This is a genomic window from Streptomyces sp. NPDC005374 (assembly GCF_042872225.1).
In the GTDB taxonomy this organism is placed as follows: domain Bacteria; phylum Actinomycetota; class Actinomycetes; order Streptomycetales; family Streptomycetaceae; genus Streptomyces.
This window is the reverse complement of sequence record NZ_JBIAKA010000008.1, coordinates 213254-238902: the sequence shown is the minus strand read 5'-3', so window position 1 is coordinate 238902 and position 25649 is coordinate 213254. Positions and strand designations below refer to the sequence as shown.

The following is a 25649-nucleotide window of genomic DNA, read 5'->3' as shown; positions in this document are numbered from 1 at the left end:
TCAGAGCGTGAAACTGAACCGCGCCACAATGCGGCCCCACCGTTTGTAGGGCTCCAGATCCATGAGCCCCTTGGGCGTGAGGACGGACTCCAGCGCGCTCTGCAGGTTCGTCCAGGCGGCCCGTTCGTGACCGTCGCCGGAATCCGGGGACGTACTCGCGAGATCCGGCGGCACGAGTCGGCCGGCCGGGCGTTGGTCGCCCGCGGGCCTGAGCTCGCGAACGAAGTCCGGCCAACGGCCGATTCCGAGCCTGGTCGCGTCAGCCTGAAGCGCGACGAGTACACGGTCCACCATGGTCGGATACCCGGCGGCAACGGCGAGCAGAGTCAACACGGCCTGGTGCTCTCCGGGTTGGTCGTCTCCACCGAGGAAACGTGAACGAGTGCCCACGTGTTGCGTCGCGCGAAGCAGTCGGTAGGTGTTCATCAGGCGCTTGGCGGCCCGGGGGCTGGCGACCAGGGCACCGAGCTGCTGAGCGAACTCGATCTCTGCCCGGGTCAGGTCGACCGGCTGGCCGACGTCACCGGACGCGGACGACCCCGGCTGCACGTCGAGCGGCGCCCTGGTCGGTACCCGGTCTCCGCCGGACGACCCGCTCGTCACAGTGCGGTTCGTGACGGTTGGGGGCGTGGTCTCGATGGGGCGGTCTTCTCCTGTCGACGGCGCGAGACTGGAGATCAGCCGCGCATAGGCGGCCGGTTCCATGGCCGGAAGGGTCAGCGGGATCTGGAAGATCTTCTCCAGGTATTCGATGGGCATGTCCCGGAGGTAGTGATCGGTCTGCGCGTCCGCGCCGGCCGCCAGGTCCCGGTACTGATGGCGAAGGCTGCGTTGCAGCCAGCGCGGATCGACTCCGACCACGACCACGAAGAGTTCGAGCGCGAGCAGAAGGTGGACGGCTTCGAGTACTTCGAGGACCTTGGCCGGCGGACATCGGTCGAGGTCGTCGATGTATAGGATCACCCGGTCGACCCGGGGCAGGGACGATGTCACCTCGGAGCTCGACCGATAGGCCAGCAGTTGGGCATCGAGAAAGCGGAAGTCTCGATACAGCATGCCGACGACTCCCTGATGCTTCTGGTAGCCAGCCGCCCGGTCGGCCAGAAAGTCGTACAGCCTTCGCCCGACCGTAAGGGCCTCCGCGGTGGACACGGTCGAGGCGATCTTCTCATCCAGCGCGGCTACCGCCTGGGTCGCCTCGGCGATCTCACGGTCGGTCTCCGCCAACGTGAGTTCAAGTTCTCGCTCCTCGCGGCTGCGTTGGGTCCGGAGCGCTGCCGCCTTTTCCGCGGCGGCTTCGATCGCCCTTTCGACCGCCGCAAGCGCACGGTTCGCCTTGCGCACAGCGGGGCGCAGGAAGGTGACCGCTGTGACCACCGCCGTGCCCACCGAGCCGATCGCCGTCACCAGTGACCCCAGCCCAACCCACCCGCCCCCCACGATCAGCGCGGCTGTCGCCAGTGCCAGCACCACAGACGCGGCCATCAGCGCGACGACCCACGTCTTGTTCTGGACAAGTCGCCATACCGCGGGCAGGTAGCCGGCCATCGTGCGCAACTCGCTGCCGAGCCCTATGAGTTCCTCGGCCGCCGGGGCGAGGCCCAATTGTCGGGCGACCCCGTCGATGGCCGCCCGCACGCCCTCGTCCTTCGCCAACTCGCCGGCGATATCGGTCAGCGGCATTTTCTCGACCGCCTTACGCCGCTTCTGATTCGCTTTCTCGAGCTGCGCGCCCACGACGTCCCGCTCGGCCTGCAAACGCGCCCGCTCAACGTCGAGGGCGGCTTTCGCCTCACGGTAGGTCTCCAGTTGCGAGAGCAGCTTCTGGCGTGCCTCCCGGTTGGGGTCGCCAAGGGTCCGCAGCCACTGATCACGGTCGGCAGGACGCACAGGTTCAGGATCTGCCAAACGCTCGAATATCTCGATGGCGAGGCTCGCCCACAGGCTCGTGTCCGCGTAGTGCCAGGCGTTGAACCGGATCTGCACGATGTGGAGCCGATTCCTCTTGGCGACCCGCTCGCGCATCTTCTCCATGAAAAAGCTCTTGCCTGAGCCCCATTCACCGAAGAGACCTACGGCAAGGGGCGGCTTGACCTCGGGATCGGTGATCACCTCGCACACGGCGTTCACCTCGCCCTGCACGCCGAGTTGGTCCTCTCCGTTCGGCCGGTCGCTCTGATAGCCGTACGCGAACTGCACGGCCTGGAAGACCGACCACAACTCGCTCTGCGTCGGTGCGACCGTCTCGTCGACCTCCACCACCAACGGCCCCCAGACGCCCTCCCTTTCGAGTGCGGTCCGCAGCGAGGTGTCACGATGACCGAGTCCGAGCAGGAAGAGCCGACCGTCGAGCACCTGGTGCCTGCTGTCGGCGACGACGTCGCGGTCGTACAGCGCCGTGACGTCGTCGTTCCAGGCGCCCCACGTACGACGTACCGCCGCTTGCGGAACCTCCAGCGCGGCGCCCGCCAGTGAGCCGCCCGCATACTCGGGGTATCGCTGCCCGATGGCCCTGGCGATGTCGAACGCCGTGATCTCGCGCGTGCCGTTCGACGTACGGACCGTGCCGGAGAGCTCCTGCGCGATCGCGCGCATCGTCTCGGACAGCGCAGGCCGATTTCCGGTGTGGCCCGGGCCTTCGACTTCGACACCCGGTAGGAGTCGTTCGAGCGCCGGGAGGATCACATCGTATTTCACCTTGAAATTCCTGAGACGCCCGGGCAGCAGACCGCGGGAATCTGTGCTCGCCGCACGGTTCACGATCGCGAGGGCCAAGTCTGCCGGCTGGACGACAGACCGTTGGGCAGGGAGCGTCGCCAGGTATTCCCGCACGTCGTGGGCGAAGAACTCGTGAAGTTCCGGATATCTCACGGTGCTCGGGCGCTGCACGTCGGAGATCGACAGAACGCTCCCGAGCTCCTTATGACTCACTCCACCGGATTCCAGTGCCTCCTTGATGCCGCCGTCCAACTGCATGAGCGTCCACAGAGCGGTAGAACGCGTGATCCGATCCGTGTCGCTGACGTGGTCTTCCTTCCGTCGGCGTTGGATCGCCGACGCCCAGCGCGTGAACTCCTCGAGCCGTGCGCCCGCCTTGTGATGCGAATCCGCCAGGAGCTGCTCCAGCGTTGGTGAAGGCCGCTGCTGTTCCTCGGGGTGTCCGTCGGTCATGACCCGTCTCCCTCGTTCACCTTCGTCTGACGTGGCACGGATGTCGCACGGGTCCAGCGTCCGCCCGGGAGGCGCGCCAAGGCATCGGGGAACTCCCTGGATTCTCCGGGAAACCGGTGGAGCGCCCGTCACCGCGACGCGGTCAACCGACCATCCCCGCCCGGGCCAGGCACCGGGCCAGATCGGAGCGTGATCGGAGGCCGAGTTTGCGGTAGACCCTGGTCAGATGCGCTTCTACCGTCTTGCGGGACAAGAACAGCGCCGTGGCCGCCTCGATGTTGCTGCGCCCTTCCGCGATGGCCCGGGCCACCTGGAGCTCCTGTGCCGTCAGGAGCTCCGTCCAGGCTGGCTGTGTGCTGAGCGGGTCGGACCGGTGCCCGGCCGCGGCCAGTTCCGCCGCGGCACGGGTGGCCCAGGGGGATGCGCCGAGCGCCGCGAAGGTGCGCTGGGCATCCAGGAGCAACGCGCGGGCGGCTGCCGAGCGGCGGAAGCGGCGGAAGGTCTCCCCGCACACCAGCCGGGTGCGGGCCAGTTCGAACGGCATGGCACGCCTGGCGTGTGCCTGCTCCGCGGCGGCATGCCACTCCTGCGCCTCGTCCGCGGAGTCGGCCAGCATCGCCCGACATCGCGCATGGGCCGCGGCCGGCCAGGCCAGGCCGGTGGACTCGGCGCGCCCGCTCAGCCAGTCGGTGACCTCGAAGGCCCGCTCCTTGCTGCCGGCTCGGCTGTGCGCCTCGGCGAGATCGGCCACAAAGGGCATCAGGTTGGGATTGGCCAACCCCATTTCCTGCGCCTGCGCGAACGCGCGCTCCAACCGGCTCAGACTCGCCTCAAGGTCGCCGACGGTCAGTGCCGCCGATCCCAGTGCCGCCTGAGCAAAGGGCTCAAGACCGCAGACACCTTCCCCACAGTGCGCCTCGTAGTAGGCGATGTGTTCTTCGCAGCCGGCGCGGTCGCCGCGTAACCCTTCCAGCCGTGCAAGCGACGTCAGCGCATATCCGGTCATCGCCCGGTGGCCGAACTCCTGCCCCCAGCGCAGGGCTTCGGAGCCGTCGGCGCGGGCCGCCGCCCAATGGCTCCAGGACTCCACCTCGCATCGTGCCACCAGAGCGAAGGGCAGGAGGGAGGGAACGCTCTGCCGCCGGGCCTGGTCGACCACGGCGTCCAGTACCTCGCGCGCCGCCTCCTCCTCGTCCACCCAGGAGAAGGCCTCTCCGACGATCACGGCCAACTGCTTCTCCTCCACCGGGCCGTCGACCGGTAGAGCGTTCATGGCGTCGAACAGCAGCCGACGGCTCTCGTTGACGTTCCCGGCCAGTGCGGCGACGTTCCCTCGTATCGCGCGAGCCAGCTGCAGCTCTGCTTCCGTGCCGAGTTCTTGGGCCAACTCACCGCACCGGGCGGCGCATTCGACCGCCCAGTCGATCCTGCCGCCCATCGCTGCAGGCATGGTCGCCGCGCCGTACAGGGCACAGGCCCGTGCGCGGTCCACCGGGGTGACCTCGGCGGCGGCCGACACCAGCAGCCGGTGTGCGCCGGCCGGTTCGCCGAGCCAGCTGCGTGCCTGTCCGCGCAACAGCTGGATGTCCGCGGTCAGTTCGGGTCGGCTGCTCCGGTGCAGTGCCTGTTCGCACCATTGCACGGCGTCGCCGGTGTCACCGCCGAAGAAGGCGTCCTGGGCGGCGTTGAGCAGACGTACCGCCTTCTTCGACGCTTCGGGGGACAGTTCGGCAGCCCGGTACCAGGCCTGAGCCGAAGTGCCGAGAGCCCCGCGCCGGCGCGTCTGCGCCGCTTCCTCGGCCAGCGCCGCCGCCACCGTCTCGTCCGGTCCGGCCGCTGCGGCGGCGCGATACCAGGTACGCAGCTCACCGGAGGAGAGCTCGGCGAGCGCGCGGTACACATGCAGCCGCCGGGCGACCGAACAGTGTGAGAGTACGAGGGGACGCAGAACCGGATGCCTGAGTTCGTAGGCGTTCTCCCGGGCGTGGACCAGACCGGCCTCCTCGGCCGCTTCCAGCGCGCTCAGCGAGAGACCCTCGGTGGCGAGGGCCCGTTCGAGTTGCGCGAACTCCGGCGAACGGCACGCCGCTACATAGAGCAAGGCGTCACGCGTCTGCCGGGGCAGCGCCTTCATACGTCCCCACCACGCGCGTTCCACCATCGGTCCCGGGGTCTCCCACTCCGGTTCCCAGATGTCGCTGCCACTCGCTCGGGCCTGCCTCAGGGTTTCCGCGTACTCCACCAGCACCAGTGGATTCCCCATGCTCAGGCGTATGAGCCGGTTCACCGCGGTGTCCGGCGCGTCCAGCCCTCGCCGGCGCAGCAGTTCGCGGCACGCGTCCTCGGCCAGTGCCGACAGCGTGACCTGGGGCAACTCGTCCCAGGCCCCGTCCTCGTGCTGTTCTGCCCGCGCGGCCATCACCAGTGCCACGCGTTCGGTGACCAGGCGTCGCGCGACGAAACACAGCACCCGCCGAGACGAGGGGTCGACCCAGTGAAGGTCGTCGACGAGCACCACCAGCGGCTCCGCCTCACCCGCCGCGGTCAGCACACCCAGGGTTCCGGCACAGACGGCGTACGGATTGACGACGGCTGACTCGGCCAGCGCGAGGCACCCCTCCAGCGCCCTGCACTGTGCCGCGGGAAGCTCCGCGAAGTATGCCCGCAAGGGCATGAGCATGTCGGCGAGGACCGTGTACGGAAGAACCGCCTCAGATTCCACGCCGCGCGTTCTCATCACCTTTGCGTTCGCGCGCCGCGCAATGTAGTCGAGCATCGTGGTCTTGCCGACCCCCGGATCGCCACGCACCACAAGCGCCGCTCCACGGACGGGGAGTGATTCCAGCAGTCCGTCCAGCAACCCGCACTCGCGTTCACGCCCGACCGGGACCTCGCAGTCCCGCACCATCGACTCGTCCATGACGCCCCCGTGCCCCCGTACAACGACACTGCCTGTCGCCGCCTCACCAGAATGCTCCTTCGCGGGCCGCACAAGAAGGGACTTCCGCTCCTCCTGCTGCACCTGTCGATCCCTCACATGGGCATGGAACGTAGGGAGTTCCCCGATGCGGTCGACCCCCTTCACACGCTCAGCTGGTGACGTCGAGCGACATCATGTGAAGGGGGACACAGATGGGCACCTATGACGTCTGCAAGGGCGGGCCCGGGGAGCTGTCCGGCGTGGTGCTGTGCCTGGACGAGTTGTCCAAGAACGGGCGCGGCGACCTGCGGTTGCTGACGGACGAGCGCAAAGAGTGCCGAACCCTCGACTGCGTCTCGCTGACAACGGAGCACCTCCTGCTCCTGGAGCTGACTTCGCACACCTGTGACTCCCCGCCGGCAGCGCGGCTGGACGGCAGGTTCGTCGTCCGGGACCTCACGACGGTGTTCGCCGGCGGCACAGGCGAACGGCGAGGCATGCATACCGGTCAGTTCGACTGGAAGGTCCCTTCCGGCGTCCTGCGCGGGGCACTGTCCGGAATGACAAATGTCGGCACGCATCGCGATCCCGTCTTCGGGCCGGCCCAGCAGTGCGACGAGCGCGGTGTTCTGGAGGGGCGGCTGTGCGGCCGGGTGCTGCGCACCAGCGACCCCGAACTCGCCGGGGCCCGCGTCTTCGGCGTGTACCGGATCCGGTTCGACGCAGGGAGCGGCGGCGGGCAAGGTGCCGTCTCGGGCACCGTCGAGGGTGTTGTCGTCCGCGAGTGCCCCCCTGTGCCGGACTGTGTCGGCTTCACCGTCGCGGGCAGCGGCGCCAACCCGCGCGTCGAGGGTGCGGCGACCATCGAGATCAGCGACGTCAACGGGCCCGTCCCCACTTCGTGGATCCGCACCTGGGGCGGGCACACCGGCCTGCACTTGGTGCGGTCGGCGACCGTCACCTTCGCCGCGCCCGTCAGCCAGGTGGAGGTGACCCTCGTCCACTTCAAGACGCCGGCCACGGCGACGGCCTTCGACACCGCGGGCGCGCAACTCGCCGCCGTCACCATGGCAGTCCCCCAGCAGATGCCCGAGACCCTGGTGCTCACCGCACCCGGCCTCGCCTTGGTCGTCATCGACTCGCCGCAGGACGAAGTCCTCATGAGCCGCCTGTGCGTCCGAGCCGGATGACATGCCCGGAACCCACCTGTCCCACACACCCCTGACCCACCAACCGACTGCCCCATGAGCCGAGGAACCATGTCCACCGACAACAGCAGCCCATCTCCAGCGTGGCTCACCAAGCAGCTGGCCGAGGCACCGACGCTGTCCGACTTCCTGCGCACCGCCGGTGTGCTGACCCGCGACGAGCGCCGGACCCTGGTACAGCAGGCGCTCGTCCTCATCGAGCAGAACTACGCGCATCTGCCGCTGAAGACGGCGATGCACGCCGTGAACCCGGTCCAGCGGCTGCGGCTGCTGCTGATCCGACTGGGCCGCCAGACCGACACGACGATGGATCCGGAGTGGCGGTTCCACGCCGAGCTGTCGGCGATCTTCCATTCCGTACGGGATCTGCACACCAACTACGTCCTGCCTCAGCCGTTCGCCGGAAGGGTCGCCTACCTGCCTTTCCAGATCGAGGAGTACACCGCCGGACCGGACCTCAGGTACCTGGTCACCCGTGTGGTGCGGGGCTTTGCCGCGCCCGGCTTCGGTCCGGGCGCGGAGGCCGTCCACTGGAACGGAATCCCCCTCGACCGGGAGGTGGAACTGTGCGCGGACCGCTTCGCCGGAAGCAACCCTGCGGCCCGGCACTCCCGAGGACTGCAGTCCCTGACCATCCGTCCACTCGCCCTGCACCGGCCGCCCGACGAGGACTGGGTCACCCTCGGCTACATCGGACAGGACGGAACCGCCCACGAACTGCGTGAGCCGTGGCGGGTGACCGACAACCTGCCGCCGTTCGTCGATGCCGACGGGCTCAGCACGGCCGCCACCGCGCAGGGCCTCGACCTCGGCGGGGACGAGATGAGCCGGGCGACGAAGCTCCTGTTCGTGCCCGAAGTGGTCGCCCTGGAGGAAGCGGACCATCCGCCGATGCCCACCGCCGAGTCCGCCGACGGGCCCTCGGCCGGGCAGGACATCGCGACGACGCTGCCGGGCTTCTTCCGGGTCCGCACGATCGAGACACCGTCGGGGACGTTCGGGCACATCCGCGTCTTCACCTTCAACACCACTGATCCCGACGCCTTCGTGACGGAGTTCGTCCGCCTGCTCGGCCTGATCCCAGGCGCGGGGCTCGTCCTCGACGTACGGGGCAACGGCGGCGGCCACATCCACGCTTCCGAGTTCCTGCTGCAGACGCTCACTCCGCGCCGGATCGTGCCCGAGCCGGTGCAGTTCATCAGCACTCCGCTCAACCTGCGGATCTGCCGCCGACACGCCGAGAATCCGACTCGTCAGATCGACCTGGGGCCGTGGTTCCCGTCCCTGGAGCAGGCGTTGGAAACCGGGGCGACCTTCTCCGCCACGTTCCCGATCACCCCTGAGGCGGGGGCCAACGCCCTCGGGCAGCAGTACCAGGGACCCGTCGTGCTCGTCACCGACGCGCGCTGCTACTCGGCGACGGACATATTCGCCGCGGGGTTCCAGGACCATGCCGTCGGACCGATCCTCGGCACCGACGACAACACCGGTGCGGGCGGCGCCAACGTATGGACCCACGCGCTCCTCAAGGCCCTTCTCGAAGTACCTGGCCCCGACCCCGAGTCGCCGTACCGGTCGCTGCCCGGCGGCGCGAACCTGCGCGTGGCGATCCGGCGCACGGTACGGGTGGGTGCCCTGGCCGGCACGCCGGTGGAAGACCTCGGCGTCGTCCCGGACGTACGCCACCACCTCACCCGCGACGACCTGCTGCACGACAACACCGACCTGCTGGCCCGCGCGGGCGCGCTCCTCGCGGACCTGCCTTCTTTCCGGCTGGACGCGGCGCTCGAGCGGCGAAGCGGCACCCTGACCGTGGGCACCGCCGGTCTCGACCGCGTCGACATCTTCGTCGACGACCGTCCACGCACCTCGAAGGACGTCACCGACGGCGACACGTCCATCGCCCTGTCCCCCGCCCCGTCGCAGGGCTCACACATCCGTGTCAACGGATACGCCGCGGGAGTGCTCGCCGCAGCGCGGACCTTACGGTCATGACGCGGCGTCGGCCGATTGAACCAGGTCGGACCAGCCGATGACCGCCGCGGGGCTCGCCCCCCACCTTCGTCTGCTCGGCCGCTTCCGGCTCGAACGCGGTGCCACGGCGGTCGACGTCTGTGCGGGTGGGCGGCGGCTCCTGGCCTATCTCGGACTCCATCGGCGGGCCACCCGAACCGTCCTGGCCGGCGCCCTGTGGCCCGACGCCACCGAGGAGCGGGCCCATGGCAGCCTCCGCACCACCTTGTGGAGGCTGCACCGCTCCAGCGGGCCGCTCATACGCAGTGACCGGGACACGCTGTCCCTGGAGGACTCGGTGATCGTCGACGCTCAGGCCCTCGCCGAGTCCGCCCGGCGCGTGGTGGACGGCGACCAAGTTCCTCACCAATTGCTCTTCGACGGCGATCTGCTGCCGGGCTGGGACGAGCACTGGGTCGTCTTCGAACGCGAACGCCTGCGCCAGCTCAGGCTGCACGCGCTGGACGCTCTCGCGGTGCAGTTCATCACGCAGGGCCGCCCCGCACTCGCCCTGGAGGCAGCGCTGGAGAGCGTGCGCGTCGAGCCGTTGCGGGAGAGCGCCCACCGGCTCGTCGTCTGTGCCCATCTCGCGGAGGACAACGTGACGGAAGCGGCCCGGCACTTCCGGTCGTTCCGGGATCTCCTGCGTCGGGAACTCGGCGTGGAGCCGTCGGCCCGGCTGACCTCGGCGCTGCCCCTCGCCCCCTGAAGCCGCCCTGCACCACCGGAGGCGGGAGCTCCTTCAGGCCTCGGCGTCGGCCTCGTTAGTGGCGTGTTTCAGCAACTTGGAGTATTCGGCGAGCAGTTCCTCCACGAGGCTGTGCCGAAGCTCCGTGCACCGCTCCTCCGCCGACTTCTCCCGGCACTCGGCCGTGGCGATCGCTCCCTCGATGATCGCGAGTGCCTGCCAGCCCTTGAGTGAGCAAGTGAGCGCCTTGCACAGGCAGTTCACGTAGTCGTTCGATCCCGCGAAACCGCGCCAAACATCGTCGATCCACTGCTTCACGACCAGGAGGCGGGCATACAGCCGGACGAGCGCGGGGCCCTGTTCACCCTTACCCATCGCCTCGCTGATCTTCGCGAGCTCCTCCTTGATCGCGGTGGTCCGCTTGGTGAGCTCCTCGGGTTCGCCGATCAGATCGTCGAAGCACTTCTCGGCCTGCGCGGTGTGCCGGGCGGCATCGGCGCGCCGGGCGTTGAGTTCGCTGAGCGGCACGTCGGAGACGTCTGTGTCGAAGTCGCAGTCGTCGTCGGCGCAGCAGCCGGCGGCCCCACCGCACTCGTCGAGCTTTGTCTGCACGGCCTGGTGGGCCCGCCTCAGACGCGCGACGACGCGATCGTCGTCGATCGTGCACTTCAGGCGTTCCAGAAGCTGGTTGAGCTGGACTCCGGACTCCTCCACGACCTTCGCCGCACCCTCGTGGGCCTGGGTGTACTTGGCCCGCGCCACGTCGTACCTGGTGCGGCGTTCGGCAATCTTGGCCGCGGCTTCGGTTGTCACCTCCGCCTGCTTCTTGATGCCTTCGGCATCGCACTTGAGCGTGTCCAGCCCGCTCGGATCGCAGTCCGCGCACGGTTTCGACGGCGCGTCTTCACTGCGAAGGCCGGGCTTGCGCGGCTCCCGATAGGTGGTGGCCATCACTCCTCCTTCGACCGGTCAGGCGAAGTGTCGGTGAGGACACGTCACCTGAGCGTCGCCGGAGGGGAGTTCAGGTGTCGGCGACGCTGCGGTGACGAGACGGGCGGAGCATCTGCGGCATGGCCGGATACCAGGCTCTCGCCGCCGTGGGACGCAGCATCGTCGCGCTGCTCAAACTGCGCTTCGAGGAGGAACTGCCGGGACTGCGCCGGCCCAGCGCCGTGCTGGTCGGCACCGGCGATCTGGGCACCGTGGACACGCCTGGCGCGGCGATCCAGTTTCCTGCGGTGTCCGTGTACTGCTATCGGCTGTCCGTCGACCGGGAGACCCGTGCCGGGTGGTCCGCGGTCGCCGGTGCCGACGGGGTGCCGCGGCTACCGCTGCGCATGCACCTCCTGGTCTCCGCATGGGACGGGAACGTCGAGTTCGAATTGGAGTATCTCGGTCTCGCGGTGCGTGTTCTGGAGAGCGAGCCCGTCCTCACCGGCCCACTGCTCCATCCGAGCGGGCAGTGGCGGCCCGGGGATTCGATCCAGGTGGTGCCCGACGAACTCGCCCTGGACTCCATGAGCGAGGCCTTCCAGGCGCTGACCGCCGAATTCCGGCTGTGCCTGCCGTACGTGGCCCGTGTCGTCCTCATCGAAGGGCGCCCCGCGGTCGAGGGCGAGCGGGTCGCCACGGTCTTGGCGGAGATGGCGCAGAAGGTGACTCCATGACCTCTGGCGGCGAGCTCGTCACTCACACCGTGCTGCTGCACCGGCTGGCGCTGGGTGTGGAGACGGTCGACGCCGTCACCGGCCGCGCGGTGGGTACGGCGGTCCGGGTGGGCCGGGAAGTCCCGGATCAGCCGCGCCGACGCCGCCGCGGGCAAGGGCTCGACCCCCTGCTTCGGCGCATCGACCTGCCACTGGAGGCGAGCGGCATTGGACGGTACCGGCTCCGGCACGAGCTGCGGCGACGCCCGGTCGTGCTCCTGCGCGACGGCGTTCCCCCGGCGCCGGCCCCGGCGCCGGTCGTCGTGCGCATCGACGATCCCCGGCGGCGGTTCGTACCCCGGAGGCTGGCGGTACCGCTGTGGACACTGGCCGAGGTCGAGGCGGCGGAGGCCGCGGGCGGGCACATCCCGGTACGCTCCCGGCTGCTGCGCCCCCGGCTGCTGCCGGGCAGCGCGTACGTCCTGCCACGGGGCGTCACGGGACTGCGCGGACGCGTCCGCGACGCCGCCGGTCCCCTGCCCTGGGCCCGTGTTGAAGCACGGATCGAGGACCAGCCACCCCACGACGTCATCGTGGGGCGGGCGCACGGCGACGAGCGCGGAGAGTTCCTGCTGGTCGTGACGACACTCGGCGATGTCGACCTGGCGCTGCGGAAGGAAGTGCGCCTGCGGATCGTCGTCTTCGGCCCGGCGCCGGTGCCCGTGCCGATTCCCGCCCCGGTGTCGGGCGACGAGGACCGGCTGGCAGGGCTGCCCATCGAGCCCGTGCCTCGAACCGGCGACGTCCCACCGCCGCAGGTGGTCGATCTCGACACCGCCCTGATGCGCGGCGAGACTCCGCCTCCGGGATATCGGCAGTCGTCCGCCGACCATCGGGTCCGCATCCAGGTCGGCGGAATGCGATCCGAGCCCACGCCCTTCCTGTTCACCCCTTGAACGCGACCGAGGAGGTCCGCGCATGCCCGAGTATCTGACCCCCGGCGTGTACGTCGAGGAGACCAGTTTCCGCTCCAAGACGATCGAGGGCGTCTCCACGAGTACCTGTGGGATGGTCGGGCTGACGCGCTACGGTCCGGTACCGCACACGCTGACCTTCACCGGCACGGACGGCGACGAGGACATTCGGCCCGTCCTCGCCCCACCTCCGCCCCTCACCAGCTTCGCGGACTTCGAGCGCGCGTTCGGTGGCCTTGAGGAAGTGTCCGGAGACACCAACTACCTTGCCCTGGCCGTCCGGGCGTTCTTCGCCAACGGTGGCCGCCGGCTGTACATCGCCCGCGTCTTCCCGTGGTTCCGGGCCGGAACCGGTGTCGACGCCGACCGGATCGACGAATGCTTCGCCCGCCGTGACGTGGGCACGGGCACCGCGCCGGTGGCACAGTGGCGCGCCCGGTGGCCGGGGCGGGCCGGACGCGAGATCAAGGTCGACACCGACTTCCAGCGAGGCAAGAACGCCTTGATCTCCTCGGGCAGTCCACCGGTCCCGAGCCTCACCGGTGTGCGGGTAGGCACCCTCGTCGAACTGGCGCCACTCGACGCCGACCGAGCGGTGCGGATGCCCGACGACCAACCGCCGCTGCCGGGGAACCTGCGTGTCGTGGTACGGGACCCCGCCGACGGAGAGCTCAGGCTCGAAGGCGGCAGCGGGCTGGAACTACCCGCCGGTCAGGCGGCCTTCCCCATCCGCCTCGCAGTCACGGTGTCGATGGGGCAGCGCCGGGTGGACGTCTACAACGACCTCGCAGCCGACCCCCGCAGCGCCCGTTCCATCAGCAAGGTCCTCGGTCTGGTCGACCCGGCCGACGAGTTCTCCCTCGTCTGGCTCCACGTCAACGGACAACCGACGCCCGCGCGGCTCATGGAAGCGTTGCTGCTCCCGGAGAGCAGTGGATTCCTGTCCGGGGGCAGCGACGGCGAGACGGCCCTGCGACCGGACGATTTCAGAGGGGAAGAAGCCGACCCTGAGAACGCCTCGATCGCGGCAACCGGTCTGCAGGCGCTCGCCGGAATCGACGACATCGCCGTAGTCGCCATGCCCGACACAGTGCGCTGGGAAACCGACTCTGAATCCAAGCAGGTCGTGGACGCGCTGATCGAGCACTGCGAGAGGTTGCGGTACAGGATCGCGATCGTGGACCCGCCGAAGGAAAGCTCGATTTCCGAAGTACGTGAATTCCGTGCCCGATTCGACACCAAATACGGCGCCCTCTACTACCCATGGGTCAAGATCCTCGACCCGAACGCCGTGCCCGAACCCGGCACGCCGACACCCGTCGTGACGCTGCCGCCGTCCGGGTTCATCGCGGGGATCTATGCGCGCAGCGACACCGAACGAGGCGTGTACAAAGCGCCGGCCAATGAAGTGGTGCTCGGCATCGCCGAGTTCGAGCACAAGGTCAACTACGACCAGCAGTCACTGCTCAACCCCGAGGGCATCAACGCGCTCCGGTTCTTCGAGGGCCGCAGCAACCGTGTGTGGGGCGCCCGGACCATGAGTTCCGATCCGGAATGGAAGTACGTCAACGTCCGTCGCCTGTTCATCTATCTGGAGCACTCCATCGAACGGGCGACCCAGTGGGCGGTGTTCGAGCCGAACAACGAGCGGCTGTGGGCCTCCGTCCGGCAGTCCATCGAGGACTTCCTCCTCGTGGTCTGGCGCACCGGGGCGCTGATGGGCACCCGGCCCGAGGAGGCGTACTTCGTGCGCTGCGATCGGACCACCATGTCCCAGAACGATCTCGACAACGGGCGGATGATCTGCCAGATCGGGGTGGCTCCGACCTACCCGGCCGAGTTCGTCATCTTCCGCATCGGCCAGTGGACCGCCGACGCGCAACGCAGTTGACCCCAGCAGCCGGACGGAGCGGAGACGGACCATGGCACTGCGCGAGGAAAGCCCGTACGGGGCGTTCAACTTCCTGGTGAAACTGGGCGACAACTGGGACGACGCTGCGCTCATCGGCGGCTTCTCCGACGTGAGTGGACTCGGCAACGAGGTGAAGTACTCCGAGTACCGCGGGGGCAACGACAGGGACAACCATGTACGCAAGGTGGCCAACACCAACACGACGGACGATGTGACGCTCAAACGCGGACTGATCGGCGACACCCGGCTGTTCGAGTGGCTGGCGGCCACCCGCGAGGGCCGGTTCGAGCCCCGCACGGTGATCATCTCGCTGCAGGACGAGTCACGCGCCGGCACCGTCTGCCGCTGGAAGCTGGAAGCCGCCCAGCCCAAGAAGTGGGTGGGACCCACCCTGGCGGGCAAGGGCGGCGGCGAGGTCGCGATGGAGGAGCTCCAGCTCGTCGCCGAGAGCATTGTGTTCACCTCGCCGTGACCGCCGGACTGCGACTCGGCGCTCCCGGGATCTACCGCGTGGCGGAGCGGATCGACCGGTCGCTGCGGCCGGTCCGGCTCGACGTAACGGGATTCGCCGGAGTCGCGCCGCGCGGTCCGGTCGATGAGCCGGTGCTCGTGCGGAGCTGGAGCGACTACCAGTTCCGGTTCGGCGGCTTCGAAGGCCCGGGTCTGCTGCCGTACGCGGTCTCGGCCTTCTTCGAACAGGGCGGAGAGCGGGCGTACGTCCTGCGCGTCGGACCACGTGGCACCGCGCCTGACGACGGCCGGGCACGCTATGAACTGGAAACCGTGAAGACCGGCCGGGGCGATCCGGTGCGCTTCACCGCCCGTGACTGGGGGACGTGGGGAAACGGGCTCACACTGCGGCTGGAGTACGAAGTGACCCTGCGCTTCCGGCCGGTGACCGACACCACCGACCCGCTGCTGGAACCGGACGAGGGAGGCCTACCGCTCCCGGAGGGGACGGAGGTTCCGCCAGGAACACTGCTGCGGCTGCGCGGTCCCGGTCTGCCGGTGCCAGGGGAGTTGCGGTGGGTGGTGAAGACGGAGCGACGGCTGACACAACGCGGCCGGAGGCGCTGGACCGCGACCCTGGACCGGCCGTTGCCGGGCGGAGCGGACGAGGTCGACGACGCGGAAGTGGTGACCGCCGTGTTCCTCGTGGACGACGACCGTGCCTTTCGGCGCCAGGAACGTACCGGCGGGCTCGGTCTGCACCCCGACCATCCGCGGTTCCTCGGCAGGGTCGTTCAGGAGGAGTCCTTGCTGGTGTCGTCCGAGGTGCCGGAGGCGCCGTTGCCACCGCCCGGCCCGCTCCTGCCCGCGGTGGCTGCCCGCCGGATCCGGAACGGCCGGGACCGTTACGGCGAGCTGACCGGCGACGTCTTCTTCGACGGCCGCCCCGGCGATCCCCCCGACGACGACCCGCTGAACGACCGCGAACACCACGGCGTGGACCGGCTGGCCCGGACGACCGAGATCGGTTTGCTCGCCGTCCCCGACCTGTTCTGGTCCTGGGCCGTGCCGGGCCCCGAACCGGACCCTTGGGCGGACACCGCACACGGTCCGTGCGCCACTCCGGTTCCCGCCGCATATGTACGGCCGCGCCCGGAGATGCGGCTGCTGGACGCCAGTGACCCCGAAGACCTCGATGCGATCACCGAGCGGCAGCTCCGGGTGGTCGCCCTGACGGAACACCATCGCCGGTTCACCGTGCTCCTGGATGTGCCGCCCGGGCTGGACACACGGGCGGTTGCGCGCTGGCGGACCGGGTTCGACAACTCCTACGCCGCTGCGTACCACCCCTGGCTCGCCGTCGTGGACGTGTCCGGGGTACGGGTGCCGGTCCCGGGGTCGGCCTTCGCGGCCGGCATCATCGCGGCCCGGGAACGTCGGCTGGGACTGCCGTGGGGCCCCGCCAACGAGCTGGCGCGCGGCGCGGTGCTCGGCGCGGTCAGGGTCGGGGATGCCGAGCATGAGGCCCTCTTCGCGCAGGGAATCAACGTCTACCGCGCGGAGCGCGACGGCTTCCGTCTCACTTCGGCCAGCACACTGTCGTCAGACCCGGAGTACCGGCAACTCAGCGTGCGGCGGCTCATGACGATGCTCCGGCTCGCGCTCCACCGGCAGTCGCAGTGGATCGTGTTCGAGCCTCACACAACTGATCTGCGTGAACGGTTGCGGCACACCCTCGAGATGTTCCTGCGCGGCCTGTACGAGCGCGGCGCGTTCACCGGTGCCACCGAGCGGGAGGCCTTTTTCGTGCGCGTCGGCGACGATGTCAACCCGCCCCAGTCACTCGCGCTCGGCCGGCTCGTCGCCGAGGTCGGGGTGGCGCCGGCCGAGCCGTTGGAGTTCCTGGTGCTGCGGGTCTCCGGGGACGGGGAGGGTGGCGTACGCGTGGAGGAGGACGGCGATGAGCTCTCCTGAGCCGTTGCACACCAGGATCCTTCAGACCTTCCGGTTCGAGGTCACCTTCACCCGGAGCCCCTCCACAGGCGCCGACCCGGCCCCGCGGCGGTTCGCCGAAGGCTCGTTCCAGGAATGCTCGGGACTGGAACTTGAGGCCGACGTACGGGAGTACCTCGAAGGTGGCCGCAACGACGGGATCATTCGGCGGGTCGGCCGGGTCAGGCTTCAGCCGATCACGCTCAAACGCGGGCTGTTCACCACGGCCGCGGGTCGGAGCGCCAATACCGAAATGTGGGACTGGCTGCAGGGAATGGTCGCCGGCGTCCTGCCGATCCCGCGCTATGACGGGTTCATCACGGTCAAGGATCCTGCCACCGCGGAGCCTCGGGCCACCTGGCGCTTCGAACGCGGCCTGCCGCAGAAGGTATCCGGCCCGACCCTCAACGCGAAGACCGGTGAGATCGCGATCGAGGAGCTGCACATCGTCCATGAAGGCCTTCGGATGGGGCCCTGATGAGCAAACTGGTGCCGGCCACGATCCAGCAGCTGAAGAAGGCGCATGGCGCCAAAGGCTCGGATCCGCCGGGTTACACGCCGGACGGCGACGCGGTCGAAGTGCAGTTCAATCCCACCTCACTGCGGCTTCAGTACCAGAACACCCGTGACATCGGCGGGAAGACCGTCAAAACGGTGGCGCGGCAGTACTTCTCGGTCACGCCCGCCGTCCTGAGTTTCGACCTGGAGTACGACTCGGCCGAGGAGGTGGACGCCGGGAGCGGGGCCGGGACGAACCAGCCTTTCGATGTACGGCGGTTGACGGCCGCGGTACGCCACTTCGCCAGGCCCGGAGCGACGGGGCTGAAGGCGCCGCCAGTACTCCGCTTCAGCTGGGGGCAGTTCGCCTTCGACGGCATCGTCACTCAGATCACCGAGGAACTCGACTACTTCGCCCCCGACGGCACGCCTCTGCGGGCCAAGCTCAGCATCAGCGTCACAGAGCAGGACCCCGCATACGAGGGCAACATCATCGGGCCCGGCGGCAGGGACGACAAGGCGGCGTCCGTCCCTGGCAACCAGCAGCCGTCACAGGTGTCCGACGACACCGGCACGGCCCCCGGCCACCGTGGAACCACCAAACCCGAGAAGGTCGAGACGGCCCAGGACGGCGAGAGTGCCCAGCAGTTGGCCGCTCGCATCGGCGGCGACCCGGCCGCCTGGCGCTCGCTGATGAACGGGTTGCAGAGTCCGCTCGGGCTTCCGGCCGGCGCCCCGGTACAGGTAGGACCGGAGCTGACCACGGACGCGGGCGTCGGCCGCGCCGCGGGCTACGCCGCGGGGGTCGGATCCTCGGTCACCGAGGCGCTGGCGCAGGCCCTGGGACTGGCCGCACCGGTGCCCTCCGGCCCCGCCCCGGCCGGGGCTCCCGGCGCTCTGGAGGCCGCCGGGTTCGCACTGTCCCAGGCCGGCGGGATCGCCCGGGCCGTCCGTACGGTCACCGCCGAGGCCACCGGGCAGGCCTCGGCGGCCGCCCGGGCGGCGTTCGCCGCGCCCGCGCAGGCGACGGTGAGCACGGTGGATGCCGACGCCGTGGACCCGCGGTCCCTGACCTACGGCCGGGCCATTCCCCTGCGCACCCGGGTCCACCCACCGACGCTGGCCGACATAGCTGAGGGTGGCCGTCGCAGTCTCGCCGCCCGTGCCCGGCCGTACGAGACCGCCGCGCCCGACGCGTTATCGGGCCCGGCCCCGTGGCAGCAACTGCCGCCGGCCACCGGCTCCCGCGCGCGAGCGGACCGTGAGCAACGCCGCCGTGACGCCCGGCCGAGCACGATGCGATGGAAACCGGCAGCACCGGGAGGGGGATGACCGGATGAGTGTCCACATCGACGAGCTGCACTCCGAGGTCGTACCCACCGGGACCAGCGACGCTCCCCACGAAGCGGAATCGGTCGACCCATGGGCCGCGGAGGAACGCTGGCAGGAGATCCGCTGCCGGGCCGAATGGCTGGCCGGGCGGGTCTGCGCGGTGGACTTCGATGACTGAACCGACATACGCCCTGGTGTCACCGGTCTTCTCGGTGGACGACGAGTTGGTCCGGGACCTGGCCCGCGACTGCATCCGGCTGGAGATCAGCGAGGGCTTGGGAGGCCTGCGCACCATGCGGGCGCATCTCCTTGCGGTGATCGGCGGCTCCCCCGGCCCGCCCGGTGCGATGCTCCATCTCGACGGCGCGCACATCGACTTCGGCCGACGGGTGCGCGTCAGCATCGGTCCGGAGGGCGTGCAGCGGTACGTGTTCGAGGGCACGTTCTCGGCGATCGAGGCGGTCTTCGGGGACGGCGAGCCACCCCTGGTGGTCGTGTACGCCGAGGACGCGCTGATGCGACTGCGCATGACCCGACGGATGCGAACCTACCGCAACGCCACCGATGCCGACATAGCCGCCGAGATCGCGGCAGCGCACCATCTCAAGGGCGACACGGAGGCGGACGGGCCCCGCTACGACGTTGTACAGCAGTTCAACCAGAACGACTTGGCGTTCCTGAGGGAGCGCGCCCGCCTCGTGCGAGCCGAACTCTGGTGCACCGGCGACGAACTCCACTTCCGCGACCGCGCAAGCCGCGAGGGCACCGAACTCACCCTGGTCCACGGCAGCCAGCTCCTCTCAGTACGTGCCTGCGCCGACCTCGCCCACCAGCGCAGCGCCGTCGTCGTCACGGGCTACGACGCCCAACGCGAGGCCGTCATCGACGAGGAGGCCGGGCCCGACGCCCTCGACGCCGAGGTCACCGGCGGCCGCACCGGCCCCCGCCTGGTCGAACGGGCCCTGGGCGCCAGCACCTCCTACCGCGTACGTGAAGCCGCCCTCACCTCCGCCGAGGCCGCCGCGTGGGCCCGCGCCGAAATGCTGCGCCGCGGCCGCCGCTTCGTCACCGTCACGGGCGTGACCCGAGGCTCCCCCGACATGACCGTCGGCAGCCGCCTGGACCTCCGCCACATCGGCGCTCCCTTCGACGGTGGCGGCTACTACGTCACGCGACTCACCCACACCTTCGACCACACACACGGCTTCCGCACACGCTTCGAGGCGGAACGCCCCACCCTCAACGAGGTGGCCTGATGGCCCTGCCCGGACTGCCCACCCCGCCCGACGGCTCCACGCCGTCCTACTTCGGCGTCTATCCCGCCCTCGTCACCCAACTCGTCGACCCTGACCGCCTCGGCCGCATCGAGGTCCGCTTCCCCTGGCTGGGCACGGACGGCGACCGCGACGTCCGCGCCTGGGCCACCCTGTGCAGCCCCTACGCCGACGACAACCAGGGCCTCCAGATCCTCCCCGAGACCGGCAGCCAGGTCGTCGTCGCCTTCGAGGCCGGCAACCTCCGCCGCCCCTACATCGTCGGCGCCACCTGGAACGGCCGCACGGCCCTCCCGGAGGCCGCCACCCGAGCCAACAACCTGCGCGTACTGCGGTCACGGCGCGGCAGCCGCCTGGAATTCGACGACTCGGCGGGCGCCGCGAAGGTCCGCATCACGATGGAGTCGGGCCATCAGGTCGTCCTGGACAACGCCACCCAGGAGGTGACGATCCGCCACGCGACCGGCTGCACAGTCACACTCACCTCAACCTCCGTCGACATCACCGGCACCGTCTCGATGAACGTAACGGCGCCCATGGTCAAGGTGGACGCCGCGGTGTCGACGTTCAGCGGCATCGTCAAGTGCACAACCCTGATCGCCGAGACGATGGTGATGTCTCCGGCTTACACGCCCGGTGCGGGCAACATCCTGTGAGGCCGTCATGACGCATGACTACGCCCTGCGCACTCCCTGGTACGACCTGGCACGAGCTGAGAGAGACCCGTTCGACGACACAGCCACGATGCCCGCCATCCAGAAGTACGCGGCCACCGACTACGTCGACCGCCTGATGCGCGACCCGAGCGTCTCATTGGCCTTCGGTCCCGAGGACGAGTGGTCTTATCCGGTCTCCATGGCTTCACATCCACGGCTGCACAAGGGATACCCGCCTTATCGCATGGTGCGGACAGGGATGCGCAAGCTCTATCAACCGCATCACGACCGCTTCTACGCACTGGTCGCCGAACTCTTCTGTGACGAACCCGGTCTGCCTCGGCCAGGTGACACCGAAGGCCTCGAAGTCGGCTTCGTCGTACGTCGGGACGTCATGGTCGTCCAAGGCAAACGAAACCTGACTGCGTTGCGCAAACTGGCCCGTCTACTGATCAAGGAACTCGACTCCGAGCAGCGCGGGCAGGCGAAGGAAGCTCCGGACCAGCCCGATGTCGCAGACATCGACCAAGTGACCTGGACGACGGCGGGCCGGCAACTCCCCCCGGACCAGGCTGTTCTGCTGGCGGCAGCGAATCCGGAATGGGTGACCGAGGCCTGGATCGTGGGCGAGGATGGCCGAGGCACCTGGACAAAGGTGCCCACCCAGCCCGATGCCGCACCGCAACTCCTGCCCCACGAGCAGGAGTTCTCCATGTGGCGGATCCCACCGCGCCCTCAAGACTGCGCCGCGGCCCAGACCCGCTCCCTCTGGTTCGGCGCCGTGCCCACGATGTCAGCCCACCCCGACGCGACCGGCGCCCCCAAGCTCGACGACCAGTCCGTCTACCGCATGCAGTGCTTCGCGCGGCTCCCCCCACGCCCGGGCCACGAACACTGCCCTCCCCGCTTCTGGTGGAGCACCCCGACTGCCCCTTACCGCCTGGCCTCCTTCTTCGACCCAACCGGCACGCAGAACCGCCGTGTCTCCATCACAACCCCGGACTTCCGCACCCTCGCCGCCCGCGCCGGCAACCTACCGGCGGGCCCGGGCGGGGTCGAGTTCATACAACCGCCCGGCTCACAGCTCCAGTTCACCAAGGGAAAGGGAATACCGGACACGGGGACGTCGGGCGGCGATGCGGTCGAGCGCTGTACCTACGCCCTGGAACTCTTCACTATCGTCGCGATGTTCCTCTTCACTCTGTTCCTGCCCATCGTCACGCTGATCTTCCAGCTGTGGTGGATGCTGCTGCTGCGCTTTTGTTGGCCGTCGGCCGGAGCGGCACTCAAGGTTGTCAACGACTACCTCGCTACCGGCAATCCGATCAATCAGATGAGTGCCAACGAGAAAGACTCGATGGATGAGGTGCTTGGACCTGCTGGGTCCACAGATCTTTTGGTTTCTAACATTCGTGAGCTAGGCAGCGACAGCCAGGTTGCAAAAATGCTTGTCGACTCCCTACAGCCGGGCAGCCTGCCCTCATTTCCTTCACCCCCCAGGCTCCCAAAGCCGGGCGATCCCCTCTGCCGCAAAGGGCCGGGCTTCCAAGCAGCGGGACGCTCGAGTGACCGCACTTGACGACGGTGAAGAACATGCGCACAGACGACGCAAAAAGGCGAGAGGCGCCTAGGCGGGCAGCGCCAACGCCAATCAACCCGGCGCCGTTAGCTGACCTTGGCCCAGGCCACCCGCTAACCAACGACCTGCTGGCCCAGCTCGAACCCACCTTCGGTACCGCCTTGAAGCACGTGCGCATCCACACCGACGTCGTCGGCCAAGCAACTGGAGCGCTCAGCATCGGCAACCACATCGCGTTCGCACCCGGTCGCTTTCGCCCCGGCAGCGCCCACGGCAACGCTCTGCTCGCCCACGAGATCACCCACGTTCTGCAGCAGAGCAACACCACCGGTGCCACAACCACCTCCGAGCAGGCACTCGAAGCCGAAGCGGAAGCCGCCGCCCACGCCACCCTCACCGGCCACCACCCACCGTCCCCCACGCTCAGAACTACCACTCGGGTACAACACGCTGACGAGCCGCAGGACCAGTTCACTACGGGCACAGCCGCCGACACCTGGGCACGGGAGCACGGCATCGGAGTCCGCGCGCAACCGATGATCGCGGTGGCACCCCAAGGGATGACCATGCGATTCAGCCTTCAATCCCTGATCGAAACCCTCCCCCGTCGCGTCATCTACGCCAGAGAATGGATCATCACTGACCCCGACGGGCACACCTTCGTCACCAATACCCAAGAAGACCGAACTGCCCACCTCACCTTCATAAAGGCCGGGAGCTACAGCATCGAGGCCGTATTACGGCTGGGCGAGCACAGCTACGTGACGATCCGCCACCGCCAAGAGGTAACCGAAACCGCGTCCCTCCTTGACACAGCCTTCGCCAAACTGCCGGCCACGCCCAGCTCAGTCCGCTATTCCGCAGGGCTCGAATTGCGCCACCTGGAACTTTCCCAATACGGGATCAAAGACCAGAGTGCTCTCGGCATCCCTTACATCACTTCCTCTGCCGACAACCCGGCTCGCCCCCGACGCGGCGGCGACCTCCTCGGCTACGCCGTCTACACCGTGACTCCCAGCCCCGGCGCCAGGAGTCACCGCTGGTACGCCCAGCCCAGCACCCCACTCAGATGGCACAACTACCACGGCTTCCTACGCATCGTCCGCGACGGCCGCGAAACGTACGACCTCGGATCCAGCGGCACCAGCGCGCCCTGGTTCATCGCTGCACCCAACGTCTATCGAATCGTGTGCGAAGAGTTCGACGACACCGGCAAACCTCTCAACACCACGGCCAGATACCTGCAAGTAGTCCTGCGCGAACAGGAGCAGAGCGCCCTAGTCGCATGGGACGCCTACAGCACCGAGGCCAAACGGCACCTCAATATGCTCGACAACGCCATCGGCGCCCGCGCCGTCTACCTCAACATGACCAGCGGCGAACAGACGGAGCTCCCGATCTTCCTTGGGCAGGACCGCCAGCAGCAGGACCGCACCAAGCTCGTCGACCTCACCCCCGGCGTCTCACGCCGCGAATACACGGGCCGCACCGCCGAAGACGCCCTGTCCGATTTCAGGGACGGCAACGCATACCCGCAAGGCATCATCAGGATCGACATCGCACCCAGCATCACCAAAACCTATGAAACCACCGGAAAGTCGGTCGCTGGCGTCGTATCAGCAGGATTCGGCTGGGCATCCCTCGGGCTCACAGGTCTGGCCATCCTGCTCGCCGCCACCGGAGTCGGCGCCGCCGTCGTCGTGCCTGTCCTATTGCTCGGCGCCGCTGGAGCAGGCGCCGTCTCCGCCGGAGCCAGCCTCTACGACCGGCTCAAACAAGCCGAAATCAACCCACTCGGCGTCGCTCTAGATCTCGCTTCGCTCGCCGCCAGCATCGTCGGTGGGGCCACCGCCTTCAAGGCGCTCCGCCACGGCGCGCCCGTCATGTTCACCACCCGCTCCGGCCGCTTTCTGCTGTGGGCCAACGCCGTGACAGGCGCCACCGCCGGAGTACTCATGACAGTCGAGGCGGTCGACGCGATCACCAAAATCCTCGACGACCCGAATTTGTCACCTGAGCAGCAATCCGACGCAATCGTCCGAATCCTCGCCATGATTGCCCTGAACGCCGCCCTCATAGGCATCTCCTTCAGTGACTTGCTCAGCATCAAAACCCGCATCAATGCCGCCCTCGGCTCCGAACTCGCCGGTGCCCTCAGCACCGAAACCATCTACACGCTCAGCCTCCTCAGCGACGACGCCTTACACACTCTCGCCAGCACGCCCAAAGGTGAGATCGACGAGTTCGTTCGGGTGATTCGACGCGACCCCGTAGCGGCAACTGCACTCCTGCGCATCAGGCCCTTCCGCACCGCCAAAGAACTGGAAAACGCAGTCGAAACGCTGCTCAAAATGGTCAACGAACCCAAGGGAGTGTTCCTCGGCCTCGACACGGACCATCCGCCCAGCAACTGGAAACTGCACAACACCCGAACTGACGAAGACAGGAGAGTGAAGGTGCTGCGCACCGAAGTTGAATACACCGACCCCGCCACCGGACAAGTTCGCAAGGGTTACTTCATTCGCGCCTACAATCCCAAAACCCGCACCTTCCAAATGAGAGAGGCCTTCCTGGGAAACCTGCCCGGAAAAATTGTCCACGAAAGTCCCGCGCTCACCGAAACGGGAACGCCTACTGTCACTTACGTCACCCTTTACCAGGCCAAACGACTCGGCGCCACGTACCAAGGCCTGGCCCGAGTCACCATGAAACAGATCGAGAACTTCGACACCATCTGCCAGCTTGCCTGGCTCCAGAAGAAATACCCGGCTGCAGATATTGACGCGCTCATCCTGGAAACTGACTCCATTAAGTACGGCAAGACCTCAATAATTCAGGCTGGCAGTGAAATCACAGGAGCGACCGTGATCGGCGGCAAACGGCAGGAGCTCAGCAAACTCCTCGACGATTACGTCCATAGCGACGAGCGCGGCATCAGGCGGACCTTCGCCGAAGGACTGAAGGAGCGCGCACGCCAGGACGCCCTACTCGCCAGGTACGGCTTGAGTCGGCAGGATGAGGTGCTGTCCGGCTTCGACATCGAGCTGACCCTGCAGCCTTACACGGTGCCCTGAACGTGGATCCACGGAGCCGCATTCGATAAGCGCGGCTCTGCGATTTCGATGAGGCGGCCAGGGCCGTGCAGCGCTCTTCGAAGATCCACGTCTTTTGTGAAGTGAGCCCACCGGCGCTTCAGTTCAGGGACGCCATCGTCAACTGCCTTGTTCCCAATTCCATCCATGGACATGCGCGCTCACGATCGATTCGCCTTGCGTCGGGCACGCATGAGCCACATCATTCCCCGTGCCACGAGGAAACCCGCGACGAGGGTAGAAG

Annotated in this window: 18 protein-coding genes; 15 read left to right on the top strand and 3 right to left on the bottom strand. The window is 68.3% G+C overall.

What is annotated here, in order from left to right; genetic code table 11:
* Positions 1 to 3171 (bottom strand): P-loop NTPase fold protein, encoded by a 3171-nt coding sequence (locus ACFYRX_RS21960; RefSeq protein ID WP_389102137.1) that lies wholly within the window; start codon positions 3169 to 3171, stop codon positions 1 to 3.
* A 142-nt stretch (positions 3172 to 3313) separates the two neighbouring features.
* Entirely contained in the window at positions 3314 to 6091 is a 2778-nt protein-coding gene (locus ACFYRX_RS21955; RefSeq protein WP_389102134.1) for an AAA family ATPase, read from the bottom strand.
* Between the two features lie 212 nt (positions 6092 to 6303).
* On the opposite strand from ACFYRX_RS21955, the gene ACFYRX_RS21950 reads away from it, so the two are divergent.
* The 3 genes from ACFYRX_RS21950 (at position 6304) to ACFYRX_RS21940 (ending at position 10021) form a co-directional block, all read left to right on the top strand.
* Positions 6304 to 7281, top strand: a complete 978-nt coding sequence (locus tag ACFYRX_RS21950; protein WP_389102132.1) for a hypothetical protein — start codon at positions 6304 to 6306, stop codon at positions 7279 to 7281.
* 69 nt (positions 7282 to 7350) lie between these two features.
* Positions 7351 to 9294 carry a S41 family peptidase gene (locus ACFYRX_RS21945; RefSeq protein ID WP_389102129.1) on the top strand — a complete coding sequence of 648 codons (1944 nt, stop codon included), beginning with the start codon at positions 7351 to 7353 and terminating at the stop codon, positions 9292 to 9294.
* 37 nt (positions 9295 to 9331) lie between these two features.
* Positions 9332 to 10021 carry a BTAD domain-containing putative transcriptional regulator gene (locus tag ACFYRX_RS21940; RefSeq protein WP_389102127.1) on the top strand — a complete coding sequence of 230 codons (690 nt, stop codon included), beginning with the start codon at positions 9332 to 9334 and terminating at the stop codon, positions 10019 to 10021.
* Between the two features lie 33 nt (positions 10022 to 10054).
* On the opposite strand, the gene ACFYRX_RS21935 is transcribed toward ACFYRX_RS21940, so the two are convergent.
* Positions 10055 to 10951 carry a hypothetical protein gene (locus tag ACFYRX_RS21935; protein ID WP_389102125.1) on the bottom strand — a complete coding sequence of 299 codons (897 nt, stop codon included), beginning with the start codon at positions 10949 to 10951 and terminating at the stop codon, positions 10055 to 10057.
* Between the two features lie 119 nt (positions 10952 to 11070).
* On the opposite strand from ACFYRX_RS21935, the gene ACFYRX_RS21930 reads away from it, so the two are divergent.
* Genes ACFYRX_RS21930 through ACFYRX_RS21875 form a run of 12 tightly spaced genes read left to right on the top strand, consistent with a single transcriptional unit; the run spans position 11071 to position 25387 of the window.
* Positions 11071 to 11667, top strand: a complete 597-nt coding sequence (locus ACFYRX_RS21930) for a DUF4255 domain-containing protein (protein ID WP_389102122.1) — start codon at positions 11071 to 11073, stop codon at positions 11665 to 11667.
* Complete coding sequence (locus tag ACFYRX_RS21925) at positions 11664 to 12602, top strand: hypothetical protein (protein WP_389102119.1); 939 nt, start codon at positions 11664 to 11666, stop codon at positions 12600 to 12602. The genes ACFYRX_RS21930 and ACFYRX_RS21925 overlap by 4 nt, the downstream gene beginning before the upstream one ends.
* A gap of 22 nt (positions 12603 to 12624) precedes the next feature.
* A complete protein-coding gene (locus ACFYRX_RS21920) occupies positions 12625 to 14511 on the top strand; it encodes a phage tail sheath family protein (protein WP_389102118.1) in 1887 nt (628 codons plus the stop codon).
* 31 nt (positions 14512 to 14542) lie between these two features.
* A complete protein-coding gene (locus tag ACFYRX_RS21915; protein ID WP_389102116.1) occupies positions 14543 to 15004 on the top strand; it encodes a phage tail protein in 462 nt (153 codons plus the stop codon).
* Positions 15001 to 16956, top strand: a complete 1956-nt coding sequence (locus ACFYRX_RS21910; RefSeq protein WP_389102113.1) for a phage tail sheath family protein — start codon at positions 15001 to 15003, stop codon at positions 16954 to 16956. The genes ACFYRX_RS21915 and ACFYRX_RS21910 overlap by 4 nt, the downstream gene beginning before the upstream one ends.
* Positions 16943 to 17452, top strand: a complete 510-nt coding sequence (locus tag ACFYRX_RS21905) for a phage tail protein (protein ID WP_389102111.1) — start codon at positions 16943 to 16945, stop codon at positions 17450 to 17452. Before ACFYRX_RS21910 ends, ACFYRX_RS21905 begins: the two co-directional genes overlap by 14 nt.
* Entirely contained in the window at positions 17452 to 18804 is a 1353-nt protein-coding gene (locus tag ACFYRX_RS21900) for a hypothetical protein (protein ID WP_389102108.1), read from the top strand. The genes ACFYRX_RS21905 and ACFYRX_RS21900 overlap by 1 nt, the downstream gene beginning before the upstream one ends.
* 4 nt (positions 18805 to 18808) lie before the next feature.
* Positions 18809 to 18982 (top strand): hypothetical protein, encoded by a 174-nt coding sequence (locus ACFYRX_RS21895; RefSeq protein WP_389102106.1) that lies wholly within the window; start codon positions 18809 to 18811, stop codon positions 18980 to 18982.
* Positions 18975 to 20060: a phage late control D family protein gene (locus tag ACFYRX_RS21890; RefSeq protein WP_389102104.1), complete on the top strand. Its 1086-nt coding sequence runs from the start codon at positions 18975 to 18977 to the stop codon at positions 20058 to 20060. The genes ACFYRX_RS21895 and ACFYRX_RS21890 overlap by 8 nt, the downstream gene beginning before the upstream one ends.
* Positions 20060 to 20734 carry a phage baseplate assembly protein V gene (locus ACFYRX_RS21885; protein WP_389102101.1) on the top strand — a complete coding sequence of 225 codons (675 nt, stop codon included), beginning with the start codon at positions 20060 to 20062 and terminating at the stop codon, positions 20732 to 20734. The genes ACFYRX_RS21890 and ACFYRX_RS21885 overlap by 1 nt, the downstream gene beginning before the upstream one ends.
* Positions 20735 to 20741: 7 nt before the next feature.
* A complete protein-coding gene (locus ACFYRX_RS21880) occupies positions 20742 to 22313 on the top strand; it encodes a hypothetical protein (protein ID WP_389102098.1) in 1572 nt (523 codons plus the stop codon).
* Between the two features lie 14 nt (positions 22314 to 22327).
* A complete protein-coding gene (locus ACFYRX_RS21875; protein WP_389102095.1) occupies positions 22328 to 25387 on the top strand; it encodes a DUF4157 domain-containing protein in 3060 nt (1019 codons plus the stop codon).
* The last annotated feature ends 262 nt before the right edge of the window (positions 25388 to 25649 follow it).